The 23,422-nt window shown below is 46.8% G+C and carries 21 protein-coding genes and 1 tRNA gene; 1 reads left to right on the top strand and 21 read right to left on the bottom strand.

What is annotated here, in order from left to right; genetic code table 11:
* Positions 1-62: 62 nt before the first annotated feature.
* The 17 genes from NBZ79_RS07415 to miaA all read right to left on the bottom strand — a co-directional run bounded on the left by NBZ79_RS07415 (position 63) and on the right by miaA (position 18,431).
* Positions 63-1,745, bottom strand: a complete 1,683-nt coding sequence (locus NBZ79_RS07415) for a polysaccharide biosynthesis/export family protein (RefSeq protein WP_251936958.1) — start codon at positions 1,743-1,745, stop codon at positions 63-65.
* Positions 1,732-2,934: a KpsE/RkpR family capsule polysaccharide export protein gene (locus NBZ79_RS07410; protein ID WP_251936956.1), complete on the bottom strand. Its 1,203-nt coding sequence runs from the start codon at positions 2,932-2,934 to the stop codon at positions 1,732-1,734. Before NBZ79_RS07410 ends, NBZ79_RS07415 begins: the two co-directional genes overlap by 14 nt.
* A complete protein-coding gene (locus NBZ79_RS07405; protein WP_251936952.1) occupies positions 2,931-3,578 on the bottom strand; it encodes an ABC transporter ATP-binding protein in 648 nt (215 codons plus the stop codon). The genes NBZ79_RS07410 and NBZ79_RS07405 overlap by 4 nt, the downstream gene beginning before the upstream one ends.
* Positions 3,575-4,396, bottom strand: a complete 822-nt coding sequence (locus NBZ79_RS07400) for an ABC transporter permease (protein ID WP_251936949.1) — start codon at positions 4,394-4,396, stop codon at positions 3,575-3,577. Before NBZ79_RS07400 ends, NBZ79_RS07405 begins: the two co-directional genes overlap by 4 nt.
* On the bottom strand, positions 4,393-4,869 hold the full coding sequence (locus NBZ79_RS07395) for a hypothetical protein (RefSeq protein ID WP_251936948.1): 477 nt from the start codon (positions 4,867-4,869) through the stop codon (positions 4,393-4,395). Before NBZ79_RS07395 ends, NBZ79_RS07400 begins: the two co-directional genes overlap by 4 nt.
* Positions 4,854-6,134 carry a capsular polysaccharide export protein, LipB/KpsS family gene (locus NBZ79_RS07390; RefSeq protein WP_251936946.1) on the bottom strand — a complete coding sequence of 427 codons (1,281 nt, stop codon included), beginning with the start codon at positions 6,132-6,134 and terminating at the stop codon, positions 4,854-4,856. The genes NBZ79_RS07395 and NBZ79_RS07390 overlap by 16 nt, the downstream gene beginning before the upstream one ends.
* 565 nt (positions 6,135-6,699) lie before the next feature.
* Positions 6,700-6,775 (bottom strand) — tRNA-Lys (locus NBZ79_RS07385).
* Between the two features lie 150 nt (positions 6,776-6,925).
* On the bottom strand, positions 6,926-7,540 hold the full coding sequence (locus NBZ79_RS07380) for a VPLPA-CTERM sorting domain-containing protein (RefSeq protein WP_251936944.1): 615 nt from the start codon (positions 7,538-7,540) through the stop codon (positions 6,926-6,928).
* A 374-nt stretch (positions 7,541-7,914) separates the two neighbouring features.
* Complete coding sequence (rodA, locus tag NBZ79_RS07375; protein WP_251936942.1) at positions 7,915-9,051, bottom strand: rod shape-determining protein RodA; 1,137 nt, start codon at positions 9,049-9,051, stop codon at positions 7,915-7,917.
* The gene (mrdA, locus tag NBZ79_RS07370; RefSeq protein WP_251936940.1) at positions 9,044-10,954 is read right to left on the bottom strand and encodes a penicillin-binding protein 2; all 1,911 of its coding nucleotides are present in this window, start codon (positions 10,952-10,954) and stop codon (positions 9,044-9,046) included. Before mrdA ends, rodA begins: the two co-directional genes overlap by 8 nt.
* Before the next feature lies 1 nt (position 10,955).
* Positions 10,956-11,471, bottom strand: a complete 516-nt coding sequence (mreD, locus tag NBZ79_RS07365) for a rod shape-determining protein MreD (protein WP_251936939.1) — start codon at positions 11,469-11,471, stop codon at positions 10,956-10,958.
* Positions 11,468-12,361, bottom strand: coding sequence for a rod shape-determining protein MreC (mreC, locus tag NBZ79_RS07360; RefSeq protein ID WP_251936937.1), 894 nt, complete (start codon positions 12,359-12,361; stop codon positions 11,468-11,470). The genes mreD and mreC overlap by 4 nt, the downstream gene beginning before the upstream one ends.
* Positions 12,362-12,403: 42 nt before the next feature.
* Positions 12,404-13,453, bottom strand: coding sequence for a rod shape-determining protein (locus NBZ79_RS07355; RefSeq protein WP_251936935.1), 1,050 nt, complete (start codon positions 13,451-13,453; stop codon positions 12,404-12,406).
* A gap of 429 nt (positions 13,454-13,882) precedes the next feature.
* The gene (ilvC, locus tag NBZ79_RS07350; RefSeq protein ID WP_251936933.1) at positions 13,883-14,902 is read right to left on the bottom strand and encodes a ketol-acid reductoisomerase; all 1,020 of its coding nucleotides are present in this window, start codon (positions 14,900-14,902) and stop codon (positions 13,883-13,885) included.
* 59 nt (positions 14,903-14,961) lie between these two features.
* The gene (gene ilvN, locus NBZ79_RS07345; protein WP_251936931.1) at positions 14,962-15,474 is read right to left on the bottom strand and encodes an acetolactate synthase small subunit; all 513 of its coding nucleotides are present in this window, start codon (positions 15,472-15,474) and stop codon (positions 14,962-14,964) included.
* Positions 15,475-15,561: 87 nt separating this feature from the next.
* Positions 15,562-17,325 (bottom strand): acetolactate synthase 3 large subunit, encoded by a 1,764-nt coding sequence (locus NBZ79_RS07340; RefSeq protein WP_251936928.1) that lies wholly within the window; start codon positions 17,323-17,325, stop codon positions 15,562-15,564.
* Positions 17,326-17,465: 140 nt separating this feature from the next.
* Positions 17,466-18,431, bottom strand: a complete 966-nt coding sequence (gene miaA / locus NBZ79_RS07335; RefSeq protein WP_251936926.1) for a tRNA (adenosine(37)-N6)-dimethylallyltransferase MiaA — start codon at positions 18,429-18,431, stop codon at positions 17,466-17,468.
* A gap of 19 nt (positions 18,432-18,450) precedes the next feature.
* On the opposite strand from miaA, the gene serB reads away from it, so the two are divergent.
* On the top strand, positions 18,451-19,362 hold the full coding sequence (gene serB / locus NBZ79_RS07330; RefSeq protein ID WP_251936923.1) for a phosphoserine phosphatase SerB: 912 nt from the start codon (positions 18,451-18,453) through the stop codon (positions 19,360-19,362).
* Between the two features lie 52 nt (positions 19,363-19,414).
* Here serB and NBZ79_RS07325 read toward each other — a convergent pair whose 3' ends face one another.
* The 4 genes from NBZ79_RS07325 to hflK form a co-directional block, all read right to left on the bottom strand.
* Positions 19,415-20,947: a DegQ family serine endoprotease gene (locus tag NBZ79_RS07325; protein WP_251936920.1), complete on the bottom strand. Its 1,533-nt coding sequence runs from the start codon at positions 20,945-20,947 to the stop codon at positions 19,415-19,417.
* Between the two features lie 231 nt (positions 20,948-21,178).
* Positions 21,179-21,367, bottom strand: a complete 189-nt coding sequence (locus tag NBZ79_RS07320) for a DUF2065 domain-containing protein (protein ID WP_251936917.1) — start codon at positions 21,365-21,367, stop codon at positions 21,179-21,181.
* Between the two features lie 55 nt (positions 21,368-21,422).
* Positions 21,423-22,307, bottom strand: a complete 885-nt coding sequence (gene hflC, locus NBZ79_RS07315; protein WP_251936914.1) for a protease modulator HflC — start codon at positions 22,305-22,307, stop codon at positions 21,423-21,425.
* On the bottom strand, positions 22,304-23,398 hold the full coding sequence (hflK, locus tag NBZ79_RS07310; RefSeq protein ID WP_251936911.1) for an FtsH protease activity modulator HflK: 1,095 nt from the start codon (positions 23,396-23,398) through the stop codon (positions 22,304-22,306). Before hflK ends, hflC begins: the two co-directional genes overlap by 4 nt.
* Positions 23,399-23,422: the final 24 nt, after the last annotated feature.

Here is a 23,422-nt window from a genome sequence, read left to right as displayed (position 1 = left end):
TCAAATATTTGTTAAAACTAACCGCCAGTCTGGCGCTAGAAAAATCACTTGGATTATAAAAACTACAAAATTCCGATTAGCACTCCAGTTGCAACTGCAATTTGATAGACAATCTGGACGATGTCTTTTGTGAACTGAAATGTCTTGAATTCAATTTTGGGAATCACAAATATCTCGTCCCCGGGAGAGACCAAACTGTCGGGTACCGTTACGAATACTTGACCATTTGTTTTTCTGATGATTATTTTTTCTTCATCAGCACGCTCGGTAAATCCTCCAGCTCTTTTGATGAGGTTCTTCACTGATTGATTTTTTTCGTAAACGATTGCCTGCGGTGCCAGCACTTCACCGCTCACGATAACAACGGAACGTTTTCTTGGAATAACTATCGTGTCGCCGTCTTCCAGTGGCAAATCAACCATTTCATCCGATGAGTCGAGAACGACAACTGTTCCGTCCGGGGTAACGGTTCTGGCTCTTGCTATGTATTTCGAAACTAGTTCAGCCTCCGCTTTCCTGATCGCAGCCTCACCTTCAGTCGCTATGGGAATATCCAGGAGCGACCGCTCCAGTCGATCAAGCGACATCTCTAGAGAAACTTTTTGCTGCTGCGCAACGCTCTGTCGGCGGATGTGGACAGCTGACGTATCGGCTAAACTCGGATCAATTTCAATATAGTTTAACACCTGCTTGAGCGTTGCATTTTGGTCCGTAACAAGAGTGGAAGGACTCTCATACGAACCGGTAATTTCAATCGTTAAGGAATTTATTTGCGCATCCGCCACAAACTCCAACTGATCTTGATCCTCAAACGTTAGATCTTTTACTTGTGCAAGCGGTATGTATTTTGTCAAAGGCTGACCGGCTCTTGTTCCGATCAATTTCGCATATGTACTTTGTGGCAAGGGCCGAGCTAACGGTATCAAAGCATTACCGCTCATCCCTCCTTCAATATTAGTTTCAAACCAGTAGCCGTTGCGCACAGTTCCGGATACGGCGATCGTGGGCAGCTGCGAGCCTACGAAAATGGTATCTCCATCTCGAAATTGCACCCTTGGTAAAATGCCACCGAGAAGAAAATCATACAGATCTATCTTTTCGATTGTCTTACCCTTGCGCAGGATACTTATATTTCTAAAACTCCCCTGAGCTTCATCAATACCGCCAGCCCGACTCAAAAATTCTAATACAGATTCCGTTGAAATACCTGGATAGCGCCCTGGGTGTTGCACAAATCCGGATACGAATACGCCAATTGATTGCCATTGCATCAAAGTTACATATACCGCAACATTGTCTTGAAATACCTTGCTTATTGGCTTTTCGACATACTTTGAAATTTCTCCCGCCCTAACTCCAGACACAGCAATGGGACCAACCTGCGGAATAAAAATATTCCCCTGTTGATCCACGACAGTACGTATGTCAGCAGTTAATGATCCCCAGATACGAACTAATATCTCATCACCAACATTGACGACATAATCAGGATTCGGACCGGCAGAGGCTGTTACAATTGGGCTGTCAAATAGGGCAGCGCCAAACGGACGCAAGTCTTCGCTCCCGCTGACTTTGCCCGCCCGAGGTAAACTCGAGGTCGGTAAATCAGGAGATATTTTCGGTAGAACAGTATCATCAGGAGATATGATGCCTTCCGTTGTTATCGGAGCCAAGGACTGTGCGAATACGTTCGTAATACTGAACGCCAGTGCCGCCAAAATGGCAATGGGCTTAATGCATGACATGGTCACGTACCCCTAGAAAAATCAACCTGCAGACACCAAATATCGCGATACTGCCAATTAGGACAAAAAATATGTTACGGATTTTTCGAGGGTACTCCGCCTCGTCTGCAACATGGGGTGAAACAACCGGAACGACATAGCTTCGCTTTCCTTGAGCTTCAATTCTTGCGCTTTCCAAGGAGCCGATCGCTGAGGTATACGCTAAGTTCGCTAATTCATGGTCCAGTTCTAACGCTTCATACTCTGCTAGTATGTCTGACATAGCGCCTTCATTTCCTGTTAGGCTCATTTTCTCTTCATTGATCTGCTTTTTTAATGCTCTCAATCGTTTGCGAAGCACCTCGACCTGCAAACTATCTGGATTCATAAAAGAAATGGCCTCTGTTAGGCTCGTTGATGTCTCTGCATATTCCTGACTTAAGCCTGCTATGATAGACCCCATGGCTACAGTACTAGCCGTGGGGTCAATTTCATGATGCTTACTTCGAAAGTCTGTCAGTCGCCGCCGCACATCAGATAAATTGTCGGCTGCTTTATCGAACTCAGCCCTTGCAAGATGTAGCGTATCTTTCTCGGCTCGCAGATTAAATCCATTGATTAATTCTTCACTTATTCGCAATAGTGCCGAGCTGATTGCCATCGCATCTTCTGTCCTGAATGCCTTTACTTTAATAGTCGTAATCCCAGAAGAACTATCAAAGGTTGCATCAATCATGTTTTCATAATACTCCACAAGTCTCTCAAATGTGGCATCGGCAGGCAACCGAGCGAAAAAATCTTCTTTGGGGAAAGAAAACATTTTCCTTAAATTCAGCTCTTCATCGAGCTTCATTACGGCATCATGGGACATGATAAACTGCGAGACAGTATTTGCATCTAAGGCAGATTGGCTGATATTACCCATCCCAAAAAAATTACCTAATAAGGAGCTTGCTCCGGCGGTTTGCGACGATCTGATGGAGATTAACGACACAGTTTGATATTGATCCGCCGCTATGGTTGAATAATAAATCGCTGATACTAAAGTTGGCAGTATGATAAATATTCCAGCCCAGAAATATTTGGACCGCCACAGCAATCTCAATTTCGATGATCTCTTTGGAAAATTACTTCTTGAAACAGGCCTATTGACTGTATTGTGAGCAAATACATCAGATTTTGCCTCAGGAATATCAACGATCTTATTCATGGGCGGTTATAAACCTCCAGTGCTCTATCGACATCATTAAAGGCCTCTAATTTTCCTGCATTTAAGAGGAGTGCCGTATCGCAATGATTTCGAATTGTATTAACGTCATGAGAAACAATGAAAAGAGTCGCGCAAGAGCGAAGTTTGTCGAAAGCGTCCTTAAATCGGGCTTTAAACCGCCGATCACCAACCCCCGGAATTTCATCTGCAAGATAGACATCAAATTCTATCGCAAGAGAAAGCCCAAAGTTAAGACGGGCTCGCATGCCAGAGGAAAGTGCCTTCACAGGCATCTTTAAATACGGTCCAAGTTCGGCAAAATCTTCCACCTTCTTGACAACATGTTGCCAGTTCGCCCCATAAATTCTGGAAACAAAACGGATATTATCAAGAGCCGAAAGGCTTCCTTGAAAACCACCGCCGAAAGCAAGTGGCCAAGATATCCGGCATTGCGTTAGAACACGGCCACTCGTTGGCACCTCTGCGCCGGAAATCAAACGAATTAATGTGGATTTTCCACTGCCATTCCGACCAAGGATGCCTAAATTGCGATCTGTTGATAACTCTATATTTATATTATCCAAAACGATATTTTTACCGCGTGTAAGAGGATATGATTTCGTGACATTCTCAAGAATAATCATGACATCAAAGCCCGGCCTCTTAGGGTTCTTTCAAAGAACAACCCTAGAAACGAAAAACCGAGTATCCAGCAGTTTACATAGCCATAAGAGGTAATAGGTGAGAGATATCCACTGAAAAAGGCTGACCTTAGCAACTCAATAATATTAACGATCGGGTTAAGCTCTAGGTAATGTCGAAACTGGAGTGGAACATCGTCCAGCGTGTAAAAAACGCAAGAAGTCCACAGTAAGATGCGCCAGAGCACCGTAGTAAGTTTATCGAATGTTGGCCAAATTACGCACAATCCCCACTGAACCATTCCCCAGGAGAAAGCGAGGCACATTGCAGCTGACAATGCAGTAACAATACCAAAGGCGTCTGAGGGAAACGATGATAGGTCGATTAACCAAGCGCCTCCAATGATGATTATAAAAACAACAATAAAAGTGGCAGTTTCCAATACAGCGCGCGCGATCATGGTATCCAAAGGCGTCACATGTGGATAAATGAGCAAGCCTCTATTGCTCTCGATTGCACTAGAAAGTCGACCCACTGTCGTCCTGATGGAGGTGAAGGTAACAATTCCGGCGGCCAGGAACGGCACCAGATCCATACCCGCATGCTGCGTACGGCCTAATAGGGTAAACCCCAGATATAATACTACCAGCAGGACAAGAGGCTCCAACAACGCCCATAAATAGCCTAACCCGTCGCGCCCGTAACGCGTTTGCAATTCACGCATTGTAAGGGCGCCGACAACTCGAATCTGGACTCCCAATGCTCGTCCGAAAGAATAATTCTCCAGAAAAATTCCCTTATTTTTGGCAATACCGTTCATGGATCTTCCTGCAAAATAAATGCAACTTTTAGTGCATTAAAAATTTCCCGCTGTCCTTCGCGATAACTCAAAGGAGCTAAAAGCTCCCAGCGATCGTTAAGATAGCAAAAGACATATTCAGAAAATTGCTGTTCTTCCATTTCTTTAAACTGGGAGAACTCAAACAATTTGCAGAGATGGTTTCCCGCGGAAATGTACGATTTGGCAAACTTCAAGGTGATGTGTTCGCCCGATTTTACCGGCACTATTTCCGTTTTTCTTTGCTCAGCGTTTTCAACAAACATTGCTATTTTTTCATAACTAAAGCCCTGAAACCGCGCCGCTACCCCCGTGTTTTTTTTCAATTCTCGTGACGCCAGCCCGTCCATTGGCTTCGACACAATGGACTTAGAGGCATCAGAAAATTGCCACTTATTTTCAGCGCAACCACCCAAGATTAATGTAAATATACAAAGTGCTAAAATTCGGTGCATTCAAGCCTCGCTACAAGATTATCGCAAGCCGTCGCTATTCCCCTTGTTGAGTAAAAATCACCCTTGATCAAAGCCTTTTCCTTAATCCAAAGAAGGTATTTTTCTCGCAAGGAACTTTTCGCTGCGAAACTACCCTTCCAAAATAAATCGAAATTCGGTTCTCCATGCGCGCACCAAGCGAGCTTTTCGTTTGCATATATCGCCTTTCCGATAACCATCAGTGGTGTCCCGTGATAGATTGCAGAAAGCCCGGACGTACTGTTTATAGTAATCATCCCCGCAGCGTGTTGGGCTAGAAGACCTAGAGAGCCAGTTTCAATAACATCTACGCGGTCAGAAATACCTAATTTCGCAGCCCTGCGTAAAATCAGCTTTCTACAATTGCTGTGCCCCCTCTCCATCGGATGAATCTTAAATACCAATCGACAATATCCCGGTGCGCTGTTCGCAAAAGAATTTATGGATTGAAGAACTAATTTTTCAACGCTCCAGCCCAGAGCGTTGAATTGTATTTGCCCATCTGCAGCGACTTGAAGCGGAACCAAATAGTATTTTCCGCAAAAATGCTTCACCAAATTTTCTATTTTCGAGAGATTATGGGAACCTGAAGTAATTCGACGATATAAATTACGGAACCAGTAAAACGTTTCGCGATGTAGAGATATGGAGCGGTGAAGAAGCTCTTTACGTTTTCCGAAAGTGAACACTGATTGAACAGTATAATAAGCAGCAGCATAAAATAACATCTTGCGCAGCCCATTGAAATCAATTGGCAACAAAGCCGTATCATTCTTTGGTACAAAATTTTCAGACGGCAGTTTCCCCGCCAAGGGAGAAGTCGCGTTATTTCCATCTAGCTCAGCTGTTATATATCCCGGACGTAGATACCCTTCCTCCAGTGAAATTAGTGGCACTCCTCTTGCTTTCGCCACTTCTTTCGCGACCCGATGGATACGTCGTTCTGCACCGAATAAAATAATAAAATCCAGTTGTTGAGAAATCACGAATTCCAAGAACCAATTTCTCCAATCCTCACTATTACCTCGAAAATTTATTCTTCGCTTTCTTCGAGAGAATAATGCGTCACCAGCATTGAAACTGACGCGCCAAACATCAAAGTTGCTTTGCTCAAGTTTCACTTTTAAATGATTAAAAAAGGGCCCGACTGGCCCTTGTAATAGAGCAATACGTAGTTTAGGTGCGGCCCGACAACCTGGCAAATCATAAGCAGTATTACCTGCTTCTTCAAATTTATAAATACTCATATTTGGTGTGCTCAATATTTCAACTACGCTCTAAATTGGAAGTAACTCGCAAATTCAGCACCAATCTTTATCAATGATACTTGATCAATTATTCTCCCCCCTTCTATTTAGACTGAATAACAGCATGGCATATTGTGGTCAATTCTAATTCCCGTTTACATTGTAACGGACATTGCATTACATTGAGTATGGATATGACTTGGGCGTGGTTCGAATTTGGTAAAATCCGGATGTAGATTTGACATTCACCCGAAAACGACAATAGCCGACGGGGCATCACCATCGCATACTGGGAATTACTTGATTGCGCTGAAGAACTTTGTCGCCTTATCATTCATCGCAACATGAACTTCAACGTCGGTAATATTATACAGGATGCATATCGTATTGACTTGTAGGACGGAAACACTGAGGAACACGACTTGAACAAATCGAGTTTTTTGCCGAGATGAAACTTAAGAGATTAGATTCCTTAATTGCACAACAGTATCCCTGCTCAGAATTACGATAACACCTTAAATGCTACACGCGCGGAGTAAAGCAGGCGTAAATTCAACCATTTAAATGGTGGGCGCTACAGGGTTCGAACCTGTGACCCGCTGATTAAGAGTCAGCTGCTCTACCAACTGAGCTAAGCGCCCCCGGGGACTGCCAACAAGCAGCTTCTGGAGAGTTAAAACGTTACCTGAAAGGTCATGATGGCGCAAGAGGATCAAAGCGAAGACAGGCCGAGCTGCAGCCATAAAAAAGGCGGTCTTAAAGACCGCCTGATTTTCTATATGGACCGAATATCATCCGCGCCGAAGAGCAGTGGCTTTTTTCCGCCGGCTCAAAAGGCCAATGCCTATCAATGCTGCACCAAAGAGAGGTAGTGCTGCTGGAAGCGGTACTGCCGAAATTTTCACTTCGATATCATCAATAACAGCGCAAATATTATCACCACCGACACATTCAAAACCAAACCTTGGTGCGGGACCAGACGGCGAGATAGTTCTTTCAACTAATTCCCATGGATCACTGAAAGCAAGTTCAAATGTTTCAACGTAATCACCGAAGAAAAATTCAACAACATCTGTGCCGGTCCGCTGATTACCAGATATCCAAAAGGATACATCATATGTACCGGCTGCAAACTCATCTTTGGACGTCATCACACCAGCGTCCTTTGTCGAGCCATCCAGATCAACACAGCTATCACCGAGTGCTTCGCGGCAAAGGTTAGCAAAATAGCCCGGACCTACCAGATCGACGGTACCTTCCGTAATATCCCAATTTGTGAAGCCCGCATAATTCGCTTGCGGCGTTCCCTCGCTGTCGAAATTGTCTGATAATTCAGTAATAATGGCTGCTTGGGCGCTTGTGGCCGTAAATGCTAAAATTGCTAAAGTCGCTAAAAAATTTTTCATCGCTAATTTCCTACTCAACTATATATGCCGTTAGAAATATAATTAAAAAACGCATAAAATTTTCGTATCTTTATTAATTACTTATACGATTTAAGCTGTGGATAAGTCAACAAGTGAATTATTGATACTCTTTTCTCTCATATATGTAGAAATACCATAACCCATTGTAAATAATGTAAATTTCTAGCTATTATCAGATCTTTCCGATGCATCCCACAGAAAATAAAGGGAATTAATCAGGCAATTATCGAAGATAAATTGCATATTATAATTAAGATATATAGTTAATTCCGGCACCCAAATTTACTTTATTGCCAATTATGGTTAATATCTAGATATAGATTCTCAGCCAATTGACAGGCATCAAAATATTTCTACCGCTTGCCGGGAATATCAACATCGCGATGCAGGTAAACGCTCATAGTCAAGCCAAAACCGATAAGCAGCGTGAGCATTGCGGTACCGCCATATGAAATGAGCGGTAATGGGACACCAACGACAGGAACCAGACCCATAACCATCGCGACATTGATGAAGATATAAAGAAAGAAAACGCCTGTCATGCCGATTGCCAGCAACTTACCGAAATGATTTCGAGACCGATAAGCAATGGCATAGCCATAGGCAATGAGAAGAACATATAAAGCGAACAAAAGCAGGCCGCCGATCATGCCAAATTCTTCAGCAAGCATACTAAAAATAAAATCAGTCCGCATTTCCGGCAAATAATTTAGATGACTCTGGGTTCCCTGCAATAAGCCCTTGCCAAAAACACCCCCGGAGCCCAGAGCGATTTTGGATTGAAGAATATGGTAACCTGCTCCTAACGGATCGTTTTCAGGGTTCAGAAAAGTCAGGATACGTTTTTGTTGATATTCATGAAGGAATTGATATCCAAAGAAGATCGTCGGCACCGCGATGCCGATAACGGCCGCAAACATCCATAAACTAACTCCGGCAACAAAAAAGACGATCCCTGCCCCGGCAATCAATAATAAAGCTGTGCCCAGGTCTGGCTGCCGAAGGACAAGAGCTACTGGTGCGGCCACGAGGAGCAGAGGTGGTATGAGCCAGCGAATTTTCCTGACATCCTCCAGTCCAATATTATGAAAGTAGCGCGCTATCGCCATTATCAGCGTTATTTTCATAATTTCAGAAGGCTGCAGCTGAATGGGGCCTATTTCGACCCATCGACGCGCACCCATTCCAACAACGCCCATAACTTCTACGGCGCCAAGCATCAGAAGGGCGACAGCATAAAGGGGATAAGCGAGATTAAGCCAAACCCGGATATCAACCAATGCAACAACGAACATCAAAATCAAACCCATGCCAAAGCGCATCATTTGACGAGAGGCCCAGGGATCCAGATTTCCATTGGCTGCCGAGTAAAGCATCAAGAATCCAACCGATGCGGTTGCACAGATCAGCAATATGAAACCCCAATTCATGTCCCATATTTTTTGCGTCAGGGATATATTTACATTTTTCTCGCCGAGTTCCCTAAGCATCCGTGTCTCCCGGCTTGCGCCGTGCAAGAACATCATGGCTCGGACGTCTCAAAGGGTCCAAACGCAATGTTTCTTGCAGCAAGTCGCGGGCTATCGGTGCTGCAGCCTTTGAGCCACTTCCGCCATGCTCAACGATCACTGCAACCGCGTATCTGGGATCATTGTACGGCGCAAAGCCGACAAACAAAGCGTGATCCCGCTCTTCCCAGGGTTTTTCATGTGCCTTGCGCACACCTTCAATTCGTTCTTTCTTCGATATTCTGCGAACCTGGGCGGTTCCGGTTTTACCGGCCATTTCCCAGCCCTCTGTCTTTATCTTCGCCGCACGCGCAGACCCCCGCTTTCCATTCACCACTTTATTCATGCCCCGAAGCACCGTCCTGAGTGATGAGGGAGTAATTCCGATTGACGGAAGGTCCGAGGCGACGGGGTCTCCCAATAGAGGCGCATCAGTATCTCTGCCACCTACAGACCTAACCAGCCTGGGATTCACAATTTTCCCGCCATTGGCAAGCCGGGCCGTCATGACCGCCAGCTGCAACGGTGTCGTTAAGACGAACCCTTGCCCGATACCAACGTTATAGGTTTCGCCCACCTGCCACTTCACACCTTGAACCGCATATTTCCAGGCTTTTGTCGGGATCAACCCAGCGCGTTCCCCCAGAATGTCGATATCCAATTTCTCGCCAAGTCCAAATCTATGAGCCATTTCCGCGATACGATCGACACCGACTTTGCGTGCGATATCGTAAAAATAAATGTCACAGGATTGAGAGATAGCATCTTCCAGGTTTAGTTTTCCGTGCCCACCGCGCTTCCAGCAATGAAATCGATGCTTACCCAAATTTGTATGACCACGGCAAAATACTTCGTGGCTATCCACAATCACACCTGCTTCCAGGGCTGCAAGTGCGACGATCATCTTAAATGTGGATCCGGGAGGATATTGCCCGCCGATCGCTTTGTTTCCAAGAGGCCGCTTGGAATTTGAAACCAACTCTTTCCACTCTTTACTACTTATTCCGTTAGCAAAGGCGTTTGGATCGAAAGCCGGTACGGATACCATGGACAGGATGTCGCCGCTGTGAATATCCATCACTACAGCAGCGGCGCTTTCGGTCCCCATACGTTTCGCCGTGAATTCCTGCAGCTTTTTATCAATGGTCAAAACTGCCTCTGTCCCGGGTGTACCCTCTTCGCGGTTTAGCTCACGAATTATTCGCCCATAAGCATTTGCCTCTACCCGGCTATAGCCTGCTTTGCCACGAAGCGGTTTATCGTAGAATTTTTCTATACCGCTTTTCCCGATGCGAAATTCCGGCAACTCAAGAAGCGGGTCCGCCTCCAATGTCTGCAAGTCTTTTTCGGACACTGCGCCAACATATCCAACTATATGGGCAAATAAGTCGCCATAAGGATAATTTCGAGTAGCCCCCACATCCATTTGGATCCCCGGCAAGTCCGGGCTATGAACGTTGATCCGTGCAAATTGATCCCATGTCAGGTTATCGACAACCGGAATGGGCACAAAGCTCCGCTTCTTCTTTACTTCTTTGAGGACGCGTTCACGGTCAATTTCGTCATAAGGAACAAATTGCGCCAGGGCTTCAAGCGTATCTTCAACGCTTTTAGTTTGCTCCGGGATTAAGACAACACGATAGTTATGACGGTTACTGGCAATTTCCACACCAAAACGATCGACAATCTGTCCGCGAAGTGGCGCAAGCAACTGGATATTCATCCGGTTTTCGTCGGCCATCGTCGTGTACTGATCGGAATGAAGAACCTGAAGATAATATAGGCGGCCAGCAAGAGCTGACATCAAGGCAGCCTGACCACCGGCCATCATCAGCGCGCGCCGCGTAAATAAACGGCCCTTTTCCTTATGTTGATCCTTCGCCATTTTACGTATGCCTCAACAGGCTATTTTGCAAAAACCCAAATCCCCACGCACAAAGGGGAAACACAAGTAGCGTCAGAAAAAATTGGGTCATGATTGGCGTAAGCGGTATTAAGGTAAGTGAATACAGACAGGTGACCAGCCAGCTAATAACGGCAATACCAAAAGCGACAAGCAAATATCCCCACCATGTGAGCAGAAAAGCCTTTCCAATAAAAACCCGTCGTTGCGATAACGCAATTCCATGAATTACCAATAACATCAATGACGTCAGGCCCAAGGGAGCGCCGGTTAGAAAATCCGAAAAAATACCGATTAGAAAAACAAGGGGCGCCGACATCAGGTAAGGTCGATGAATACTCCAATAGAAAACGGAAATGGAGACGAATGCCGGTGTAACAATTGCAAAACCTGAAATTCCGGTAGGGACGACACTAAGTAATGCCAGCAGAAGAGTTAAAACGAAAGGCGTACTTCCACGCAGTAACCGATTAAGCTGATATGTTAGTGTAGAGGTCACTTTCCACCCAATCTGCTTTCGCCCAGGTCGCCGGGATTATCATCGGGGCTGCTCATACCGGGCAAATCATATCTAAGGACACTAACATATTCCAGCCTGCTCCAATCTGTAAATGTCTGAACGCGTATCTTGCTTTCCGAAACCGAAGATACAATCCCAATTGGCCTGCCGGCGGGCAACATGCCCCCGTCTCCTGATGTCACAATACGATCACCAGCTACAACCACCGCAGTTGTTGGCAAAAACTCCAGCGAGGGAGACGTCGAATTATCTCCGACAAGAATACCTTTATGCCGAGATTTTTCCAAAACCGCGGGTATACGGGAATTCAAATCCGTCAGGAGAAGGACGCGCGCAGACCGCTCTCCAACTTCAGAAATCCGCCCGACCAACCCTAAGGGGCCGACAACGGCCTGGCCAATGCGTACACCATCACGTCGTCCAGCGCTCAACAGCAACGTCCGGACGTACGGTCCTCCGGAATCTCCTACCACCCGGGCTGTAATTGGAAGAACAAGCGGATCTGAAAGTGCATTGAGAAGTTGCCGGTAGTTTTCATTTTCCTGTGAAAGGGAGCGGCCAACTGCCTGCCATTTCAACAAGCGGGCATTTTCCTCCCGCAGGCGTTCATTTTCCTCAACTATATTCGTAAGTTTCTGGAGACGCTCTACGGCCTGATTGAAGGCGTCTACGGGCTGCGAAATCGTTGCAAGAATTGGTGCCGCAACATCTGCGGTGGCCATTCGAAGTTTTTCAATCCCGGCAATATTAGCCTTACCAATGATAAGCAGAGCAATGGATATTGCAACAAGGGCTAAAAAGGCAAACCGCTGAACAATTGTCTTCAGCGGCCATGCCAGATTAAAAACTCTTCCTTGTCGAGGTGCCATTCACCCGCACTCCAATGGTAACCCTGATTTTAGTTAAGCAAATTAAAAGCTGCTTGATTCACCGCTTAAAACATGGCGCAGAGTTTTAAGTTCTTCAAGCGCCCTGCCCGTTCCAATAGCCACACAAGAAAGTGGCTCCTCTGCGATCGAGACCGGCAGCCCGGTAGCGTGACGCAATACATGATCGAAATTTCCAAGCAATCCACCACCGCCTGTCAGAACAATACCTTTATCAACAATATCTGCAGCTAATTCCGGCGCTGTATGCTCCAATGCAACTTTAACAGCTTCAATAATAGCACCCACCGGTTCAGCGAGGGCTTCTGCAACCTGGCGCTCGCTGATCACGAGCTCTTTCGGGACACCGTTCATAAGATCCCGACCCCGAATTTCCATGGTTTCCCCGTTGCCGTCTTCCGGTGGACAGGCAGAGCCAATCATTTTTTTGATCCGTTCAGCTGAACTCTCGCCGACAAGCAAATTATGATTACGGCGGATATAGGCAATAATAGCTTCATCCATCTTGTCGCCGCCAACCCGGACGCTTTTCGAATAAACGATACCACCAAGTGACAACACAGCAACCTCTGTAGTTCCACCACCGATATCGACAACCATCGACCCGGTAGGCTCCGTCACCGGGAGACCCGCGCCGATCGCCGCGGCCATTGGCTCATCGATCAAGATCGCCTGGCGGGCTCCTGCGTTTTCAGCGGCTTCCTTAATTGCTTTTCGTTCTACAGCCGTCGATCCGGAAGGAACACATATAATAATCAAAGGGCGGGCGAAGCTACGGCGTTTATGTACTTTATGAATAAAATGCCGGATCATTTCTTCAGCAATTTCGAAATCGGCAATCACACCATCGCGCAACGGTCTGATAGCTTCAATGTTTCCAGGTGTACGGCCCAACATCATTTTAGCTTCATCGCCAACAGCAAGAACCTGCTTTTTCCCTTTGTTATGAAGAATCGCTACAACTGAAGGTTCGTTAAGAACAATACCGCGACCTTTTACATATACCAGCGTATTTGCTGTACCTAGGTCTATTGCCATATCGGCAGACATCCAACCGAGTAATCTGGAAAACATTAATTCGCCTCATTCACCAATTTCAACTGGACGCAATGACTGCCCCCAAAACCCAATACCTAAATATTACCTGGCACCTTTTTCGTGCTTGGAAAAGTTGAACTAATGCCCCATTTTTCCTAGTGCCGATATTATTTTACTACGCTGTAACGATGCTCTATACAGATGAGCTATTACAACAGCCTAATGTTTATCGCAGAAGATAGTTAATTTTTTCCAACCTTTTTCAATAATCTTACTTACGATTTTTCAAGGCTTTCAGGCAAACGATTTCTCCTCGGGAGGGATCATTTACGCAAATTCCGTTAATCTTAATACTCTCTTTATGAAAGACAAAGATAGCAGATGCTAGCATAACAGAGTGTGACGAGGCTGAACATAACAAAGCCGACATAAATGCCGGCTTTGTCAGAGTAACTATTCGTATTATTAGTTTTTGGCTTTGTCGACCAGACGGCCTTCCGCGATCCACGGCATCATGGCCCGAAGACGGGCACCAACCTCTTCAATTGGATGGGCATCGTTCCGGGCCCGAATTGCCTTAAAGCTGGTCTGGCGAACCTTGTTTTCCAGCATGAAGTCGCGAGTGAATTTTCCTGTCTGGATGTCATCCAGAACACGCTTCATTTCCGCCTTGGTTTCCGGCGTAATAATACGCGGTCCTGTTACATACTCACCATACTCCGCTGTATTGGAGATGGAGTAGTTCATGTTTGCGATGCCACCTTCATAAATCAGGTCCACAATCAGCTTCACTTCATGCAAGCATTCGAAATACGCCATTTCCGGCGCATAGCCGCCCTCAACAAGTGTTTCGAAACCGGCGCGTATCAATTCTACCAAACCGCCACAAAGAACAGCTTGCTCACCGAAAAGGTCGGTTTCACATTCTTCTTTAAAGGTTGTCTCGATAATGCCAGCGCGGCCACCGCCGATTGCCGAAGCATAAGAAAGGGCAATATCCAATGCATTTCCTGAGCTATCCTGATGAACCGCAACAAGACATGGTACTCCACCGCCACGCTGATACTCGGATCGCACAGTGTGGCCAGGGCCTTTTGGCGCGATCATGAACACATCCATATCACTACGGGCTTCAATCAAGTTGAAATGCACATTCAATCCATGAGCAAAAACGAGAGCGGCGCCCTGCTTCATATTTGGTGCAAGATCCAATTCGTAAATATCGGCCTGCAATTCATCTGGTGTCAGCATCATGACAACATCAGCCCATTTCGCTGCGTCCACCGGTGTCATTACTTTAAGGCCAGCTGCTTCAGCTTTCGCAGCGGAGGAAGATCCTTCGCGCAACGCAACAGCGACTTCCTTGACGCCTGAATCGTTCAGGTTGTTTGCATGGGCATGCCCTTGGCTACCGTAGCCAACGATGACAACTTTTTTGCCTTTGATCAGATTTACATCGGCATCGCTGTCGTAATAAACGCGCATCTTCATTTTCCTTCTAATTTGATAGCTTTATCTTAATAATGTTTACTTGTTCCACCTTCTCAGATGGTTTCTGTACCTCTTCGGATAGCGACGACACCCGTCCGACAAACTTCGGCGCTTCCCAGCGGTTCCATCAAGGCGATAAAGGCTTTGACCTTGTCCCGGACCCCGGTCACCTCGAAAATAAACGATGTTTCCGTCGTATCAATCGCCCTTGCCCTGAAAATATCGGCCATTCGCAGCGCTTCAACACGTTTTTCGCCATTACAAATGACTTTGACCAAAGCCATTTCGCGTTCGACGCTTGGTCCCTCAACGGTCAGGTCAGATATTTTATGCACGGGAACCAGCCGGTTCAACTGCGCCTTGATCTGCTCAATCACCATCAATGTACCGGACGTTACTATTGTAATACGCGATAGATTGTCCTGATCATCCACTTTCGCAACCGTCAGGCTTTCAATATTATATCCGCGCCCGGAGAATAATCCGACCACGCGAGCCAATACACCGAACTCATTATCAACAAGAACGGAAATAGTATGACGAAAAATTTCTGTATCGTGACCCATTACATAGCATTCCTTCTGCAAACGCGGGTTTCTTTTAACCCAGCGCTTTGCTTAAATCCATAGCTTTTCGCGTGTAGCGGTTTTAGCCTAAACCAGTGATAATCCGTCGGACGTTACCTTTGGTCCTTCGTTGTCCTGTTCACTGCCGAGCAGCATCTCGTTATGGGACGCGCCGGAGGGAACCATTGGAAAGACATTTTCTTCTTTATCAACGACCATATCAACCAAGACCGGGCCATCGATCGCCATCATTTCCTTGATGCAGTCATCGACTTTTGCCGGGTCCGTACAGCGTAATCCTGTTGAACCAAAAGCTTCTGCCAATTTTACGAAATCAGGGAGACTTTCCATATAGCTTTCCGAATAACGCCCACCATGCAAAAGTTCCTGCCACTGACGCACCATACCCATATACTCATTATTCAGAATGAATATTTTTACCGGCAAGCGATATTGAAGGATCGTCGACATTTCCTGGATGTTCATCATCGTCGAAGCTTCCCCCGCCACATCGACCACCAAGGCGTCGGGATGCCCAATTTGCACCCCCATGGCAGCAGGAAGCCCATACCCCATTGTCCCCAATCCACCAGATGTCATCCAGCGGTTTGGCTCATCAAATTCCAGGTATTGAGCGGCCCACATCTGATGCTGTCCAACTTCGGTGGTAAAGAACCGATCCTTCCCCTTTGTCAGCTCATTGAGACGTGACAACGCATATTGAGGCTTAATCGCTTTACCCTTTTGCTCGAACTTCAGACAATCCACTGATCGCCATCCATCAATCTCAGCCCACCATTTTTTGAGCGCACCTGCATCCGGCTTGCGCACTTCAGACTTCCAGATTTTGATCATATCCTCGAGCACATGGCCAACGTCACCAACGATCGGAATATCAACTGAAATATTCTTGTTGATTGAAGAGGGATCAATATCCACGTGAATCTTCTTTGAATGCGGAGAAAATGCATCCAGCCGGCCCGTAATCCGGTCGTCAAACCGCGCACCAATACAGACCATCACATCACAATCATGCATGGCATGATTTGCTTCATATGTTCCGTGCATACCCAGCATGCCCAGGAACTGCTTGTCTGACGCCGGATATCCACCAAGTCCCATCAATGTATTGGTAATCGGATACCCGGTCATGCGAACAAATTGTGTTAGTAATTTCGCAGCTTTCGGGCCTGAGTTGATAACGCCACCGCCGGAATAGAAAACCGGCTTTTTCGCACCCGCTATTAATTTGACCGCCGCCTTGATTGCCTTCAGGTCACCTTTGACGACTGGTTTATAGCTTTTATGCTTGATCATTCCAGGCGGTTGGTAGGTTCCTTCCGAAAGCTGAACATCCTTGGGTAAATCGACGACGATTGGTCCCGGGCGGCCATTGGTGGCAACATAGAAGGCTTCATGAATTGTCCGCGCCATGTCGTTAGCATCTTTTACCAGATAATTATGCTTGGTAACCGGCCGCGTAATGCCAACCGTATCCGCTTCCTGGAAAGCATCATTTCCGATCATATGTGTCGCGACCTGCCCCGTCAGACAGATAATTGGAATACTATCCATCAAGGCATCGGCAAGACCTGTAACTGCATTCGTTGCACCTGGACCAGAGGTAACGAGGACGACTCCCGGCTTGCCGGTTGAACGCGCATACCCTTCCGCCGCATGAACGGCACCACCTTCCTGGCGCACCAGAATATGACGAATGCTGTTTTGCTTAAAAAGCTCGTCGTAAAGAGGAAGGACAGCGCCACCAGGGTACCCAAAAATCACTTCCACGCCTTGGTCTGCCAAGGCCTTAATTACGATTTCCGCTCCGGTCATTTTCTGGTTAGCCATCGGCTTTTCCTAATCTGTCTGCTTTGCTCTAACTGATAGAGCATGAAAAAAATGCGCCCGAGGAATTCCCGGGCGATTCATAGCTTACCTCATGGTTACACAAGGGCCGCCAATTTGCGGAACCTAGCTCGTCAAATCCCTCAGGTCAACAAAAAACGGCGAATAAATGGAAAGAATTCATCCTTTAAACTTTCCAAATCTTGCGTGGATGACAAATTTGCTTCGCACATCTTATTCCGAACCCACGTCATTTGACGCTTCGCGTAGCGTCTCGTGAGCATTTTCACGCGGTTTACTGCGGCTTCCAGCTCTATTTCTCCATCTAAATACTGTATTAGCTCCGGAACACCCAATGCTTTCATAGCAGGCAGAGTGAAATCCAGTTGACGATCCTTTAGTCTCTTTACCTCCTCAATTGCACCGCCGGACTCTATCATCCAATCCAGACGCCGATCACATCGGTCATATAGCCATTGTCGTTCAGGCGCGAGGGCGAGCCATAATCTTGGCCCTTCCAAAATCAACCCATTGGGTGCTTTTCGATGCCAATCACTGAGAGGAATACCTGTCTCTTCAACAACCTCCAATGCGCGAAGCAGGCGTTGCGTATCACCGACATTAAGCTTGTCGGCCATAACAGGATCTTTTTCACGCAGTAAAGTATGGATAACCGCATTGCCTTCCGACTGCTGCCTCTCACGAAGTCGCATCCGAAGATCCTCGGAAATTTTTGGTATTTCCGCGATGCCTTTTGTCAGAATGTCAAAATATAGACCAGTACCTCCAACAACGATCGGCACTTTACCTGCCTGTCGGATAGACTCAATTTCTGCCAAGGCCATATCTCGCCAACGAGCTGCTGTGCAATAGTCTTCGGGGGCCAAAATACCATAGAGGCGATGGGGTGCGGCGGCCTCTTCTTCCGGGCTGGGTCGGGCTGTTAAAACATGTAGCCCATCATAGACCTGCATGCTGTCTGCGTTAATTATGACACCATCGAACTCTTGTGCGATCGCAACTGCCAATGCGGATTTGCCGCTTGCTGTTGGCCCTGCTAAAAGAAGGCATCCTTCCTGCCGGACGATGGGGGTAGCATTACTATTCATATGGAGACGATCTGTCGTAATGATGGCCAATAATTCAGTATTAACTTTAGTCGCTGATCATACAGCGCCCGTCCCAATGCGCAATCTTGCTGACGAAATGACAGCGACGCTCGGCGCATTTGACTGCGAGCTACTAGACATCAGATGGCTAAAGGATGACGTTGCCTGTGACATAACAATTAAGGCGCGAGACTTTCAAGATATAAAATCCAATCTGGCGACAGATGCTTTGCTTCAGCAGGTTGACTATTGCTTTCAGCCGGCTGACGGGCGCCGCAAACAGTTATTCCTTGCAGATATGGACAGTACGATTATCACCGTAGAATGCATCGACGAGATTGCAGATTTTGTCGGATTAAAAGCCGAAGTTTCCGAGATTACTGAAAAAGCAATGCACGGAGAATTGGATTTTAACGATGCCTTCCGAGCCCGTGTTGCCATGCTTAAAGGGCTTCGAGAGACTGTATTGGAGCAAGTATATACGGAACGGGTCACTTTGATGCCGGGAGCAAAAACCCTTCTCAAGACCCTAACGGCAAATGGTGTATATACAGCGCTTGTCTCCGGTGGGTTCTCTTTCTTTACCAGCCGCGTACGAAAAGCATTGGGCTTTCACATGGATTTAAGTAATGAGCTACAATTTGAAAATGGCGCCCTGTCAGGAATTGCGGCGGAACCCATATTGAATTCGCAAGCCAAACTCGACACTTTACAGCGGCTCATGAAAGAAAAATCGATTGATCAGGCCCTCACGATGGCTGTGGGTGACGGTGCAAATGATATCCCGATGATACAGGCGGCAGGCCTCGGTGTTTCCTATCACGCGAAGCCAAAAGCAGCCGCAGCGGCTGATGCCCAAATCCAGCATGGTGACTTAACCACGCTCCTGTATTTTCAAGGTTATAGCTCGACCGATTTCATTCAGGCATAAGAAAGGGCGCCATATCCAGCGGATAGGCGCCCTAAAACTCTCGGGAAGCAATTTATCCCTTGTCTTTATCCAGGCTCAAAGCCACGAAGCGTGAATTTTGACCTCGTTTGAGCAACATCAAGACAGACTTCTTATCCGTATCGGCAATTGCTTTAAGCTGGGCTTTTACCTGATCTGTCGTTGAAACAGGCTCCAGCTGAACTTCCAAGAGGATATCGCCTGGGCGAATATCTTTCTTCGCAGCTTCAGAATCTTGATCGACTTTTGTAATGACAACACCTTCGGCATCAGCACCCAGGCCAAACTTTTTTCGAAGGGCATCATTGACAGTCGCCAGCTCCATACCGAGCTTTTCAACGGATTTTCCATCGCCAATTTCAGCTGGTGATACAGCAGCCATTTCGGTCTCGGCTTTTTCCAGCTCACCAAGAACAACGGATACTTCTTTTTTCTCACCATTGCGCCATAAGTCGACGGTTACTTTCGATCCGACCTTCGTATCCGCCACCAAACGGGAAAGCTCCCGTGGCTCAGTAACTGCTTCGCCGTTGAATTCCAAGATTACGTCACCGGCTTTAATGCCTGCTTTAAAGGCTGGACCTTCTTCAGGAACACCAGCGACCAATACGCCGTCCGTATTCTCCAGATCGAGACTCTCGGCAAATTCTTCGGTAACCGGTTGAATGACAACGCCTAGCCATCCACGTCGTGTTTTACCAAATTCGATCAATTGCTTGACTACAGGCTCCGCCAGTTGCGAGGGAATTGAAAAACCAATTCCGATACTGCCGCCCGATTGCGAGAAGATTGCAGTATTAATGCCAATAACCTCACCGTCCATATTGAATAAAGGACCACCAGAGTTACCTTTATTGATCGACGCATCCGTCTGGATATAGTCATCATATGGACCAGACCGGATATCACGGTTATCCGCGGAAATAATGCCCGCTGTCACTGTTCCGCCTAATCCGTATGGATTACCGATGGCAAGCACCCAGTCACCAACGCGGGATTTTTCACTATCTCCCCAATTCACGCCAACAAGTTCATGACCATTTGGGTCTATTTTCAAGACAGCGATGTCCGTTTTGGGATCGGTCCCGACCAAGGTTGCGGGAAGCTTTTCACCGTCTGTGAAAACAACCGTGATCTCATCCGCACCATCAATCACATGATTGTTCGTAATGACGTAACCTGCTTTTGCATCTATAACAAAACCGGACCCAAGAGACGTTGCCTTGCGACTTCGTTCCCCATCCTTACCCTTTGGCCCGAAATCCTTGAAGAAATCTTCAAACGGATGCCCTTCAGGTAATTGAGGGCCACCGCCACCGCCACCGGATTTAACAGTTTGGGTCGTCGAGATATTGACCACGGCAGGCGACAATTGCTCCACAAGATCAGCAAAACTTTCCGGAGCGCCACGTGCCTTTGCATTTAACGCAAGACCGACTGTGAAAACGAAGATTGTTACAGCCGAGAGGACGAGGAAACCGTATCTTCTCTCTCGCGAGATCTGATTTTCCGGATTTCGCGCTCTGACTTTTGCCTTATTTGGCAACTCTGAATATCTATTATACAAGACTCTATTTCCTCCGATTAACATCACCTGCCATTGACATTCAGTATATAGCCATACCGCGGGCAGAAGAACAACTGATGACACAACTCGCTTCCAACCGGTTAAATTGGCGAAAGCACTCTGGATTGTTACCTAGAAATCAAATAAGGCGAAAATGTGCAATGTACATATATAAGCAAAAGAATAGTGCCTAACTCTCGAAACTGTGAAAAATAAGCTTCGCAAAGTACCTTACCCGCGCAGAAACCAAACAATGACAACACCTACAATCGCTGCCAAAAGGCCAAATATGCGCAAAATATGACTGGGCGTTTCAAGAACCGAAATCATCATTTTCTTCATGCCATCCGGAAAAAGCGCATAAAGAGCGCCTTCAATAAACAAGATAAGCGCCCCTGCCAGGATAAAATCAGATACCACAGAACCTCCAAAAAAAAGGCCCGCAATAACTTGCGGGCCTTGGCAACATCAAATTTTAATTTGCGTTATCAGAATTCACATTTTCCTGATCAAAGAACCGGAAAAATTCAGAATCCGGTGACAGGACCATGGATGTATCATCATCAGAAATTGATTCCCGATACGCCTGCATGGACCGATAGAAGGAGAAGAAATCAGGATCTTTGCCGAAGGCATCCGCAAAGATACGGTTCTTTTCACCATCGCCAGTACCTCTGAGGATTTCAGAATCACGCTGCGCTTCCGCCAACAAAACTGTCCGTTCCTTATCGGCATTGGCTTTAATTCTTTGCGCAATCTCCGCACCGTTTGCCCGGATCTCCTTTGCTTCCTGTTCACGCTGTGACCGCATACGATCGAAAACTTTTTCACTGTTTTCCTGTGGCAGGTCAGCGCGAACAATCCGCACGTCGACAACTTCAATGCCCGAAGCTTGCGCCTCTGCATTCACCTGTGTCTTGATCTGGTTCATCAAATTTGACCGTTCACCAGAGACTATATTCGTCAGGATCTGGCGACCGAGATTCTGACGCAACTGCGAGTTCAGAATTGTTTCCAAACGCTGGTAGGCAATTTGAATATTTCCGAACGACTGGTAATATTGCAGTGGATTGGCGATCCGGAACCGCGCAAAACTATCCACCATCAAACGCTTCTGGTCCAACGTGACAACTTCTTCACGTTTTGTACTGACCGACAGAACCCGCTTGTCAACATAGACGACGTCTTGAACAAACGGAATTTTGAACTGCAGGCCTGGCTCCTGAATCACATTCTTGGGCTTACCGAATTGCATAACAATGGCTTGCTCAGACTGGTAAACTGTAAACATTGAGCTTGCCGCAACAAAGCCGCCGGCCACCAGTAAGATTGCAATAACTGTTAGGAATGTTCTGTTCATTTGTTGGTCACTCCTTTTTGCAATTCCGTCAGTGGCAAGTAGGGGACAACGCCTGACGCACCAGACTTCCCGCCATCAATTATAATCTTCTTCTTGCCGGTAAAGACTTCCTGAAGGCTTTCAAGATAGATCCGTTGGCGTGTCACATATGGCGCTTTTACATATTCGTTGTAAATGGACACAAAGCGTGCGGCTTCACCCTCTGCTTCAGCGATCACACGCTGTTTATAACCTTCGGCCTGCTGGCGAACACGTTCCGCCTGACCACGGGCGCGGGGAATAATATCGTTGGAATAGGCCAACGCTTCATTTTGCGCTCTTTCCTTGTCGGCTTCCGCTGCCTGCACATCCCGAAATGCTGCGATAACCTGGCTAGGTGGTTCCGCATTTTTCAGTTGTACCTGGGCAACTTCAACACCTGTTCCATATTCATCCAGAACTTCCTGCAACCGCTTACGGACTTCCGTTTCAACCAGCAAACGTCCTTCTGTAATTGCAGCCGTCAGGTCCGTCCTGCCGATGACTTCACGCATGGCACTTTCCGCAACCGCCTTGATGGTCTGCTCAGGATCGTCCACATTAAACAGATATTTTCCGGCATCCTTTATTTTCCAAAGAACCGTAAATCCGACATCCACAATATTTTCATCGCCGGTCAGCATCAGGCTTTCCGCTTCAACCGGGGATGTCCCGCCATTACGCGTCGCGCGAAAACCAACTTCAACCGAGTTGATTTTAGTCACTTGTGGTGTCAATACAGTTTCGATCGGATAAGGATAATGATAGTTCAGGCCGGGTTGCGTCGTGTTGATCCATTTGCCAAAGCGTAAAACCACACCTTGTTCCGTTGTCTCGACTTTATAGAACCCGCTCAGCAGCCATGCCGTGATGGCAACGAGCAGAACAATCAGTAATCCGATTTTTCCGCCGCCGCCTCCGGGAATGACATCTTTAAACCGTTCCTGACCTTTTTTGATAATATCTTCCAGATTGGGGGGTTGCTGACCACTTGGTCCCTGCCCCCAAGGTCCGCGATTTCCACCGCCGCCTTGCCAGCCTCCGTCATTACCACCCTGATTGCTCCAAGGCATGAGATCGTCTCTCCTTTTTACTGC

The organism is Sneathiella marina (genome assembly GCF_023746535.1).
GTDB lineage: Bacteria > Pseudomonadota > Alphaproteobacteria > Sneathiellales > Sneathiellaceae > Sneathiella > Sneathiella marina.
Note: the sequence above shows the minus strand (reverse complement) of the source record. Positions and strands in the feature narration are given on the sequence as shown.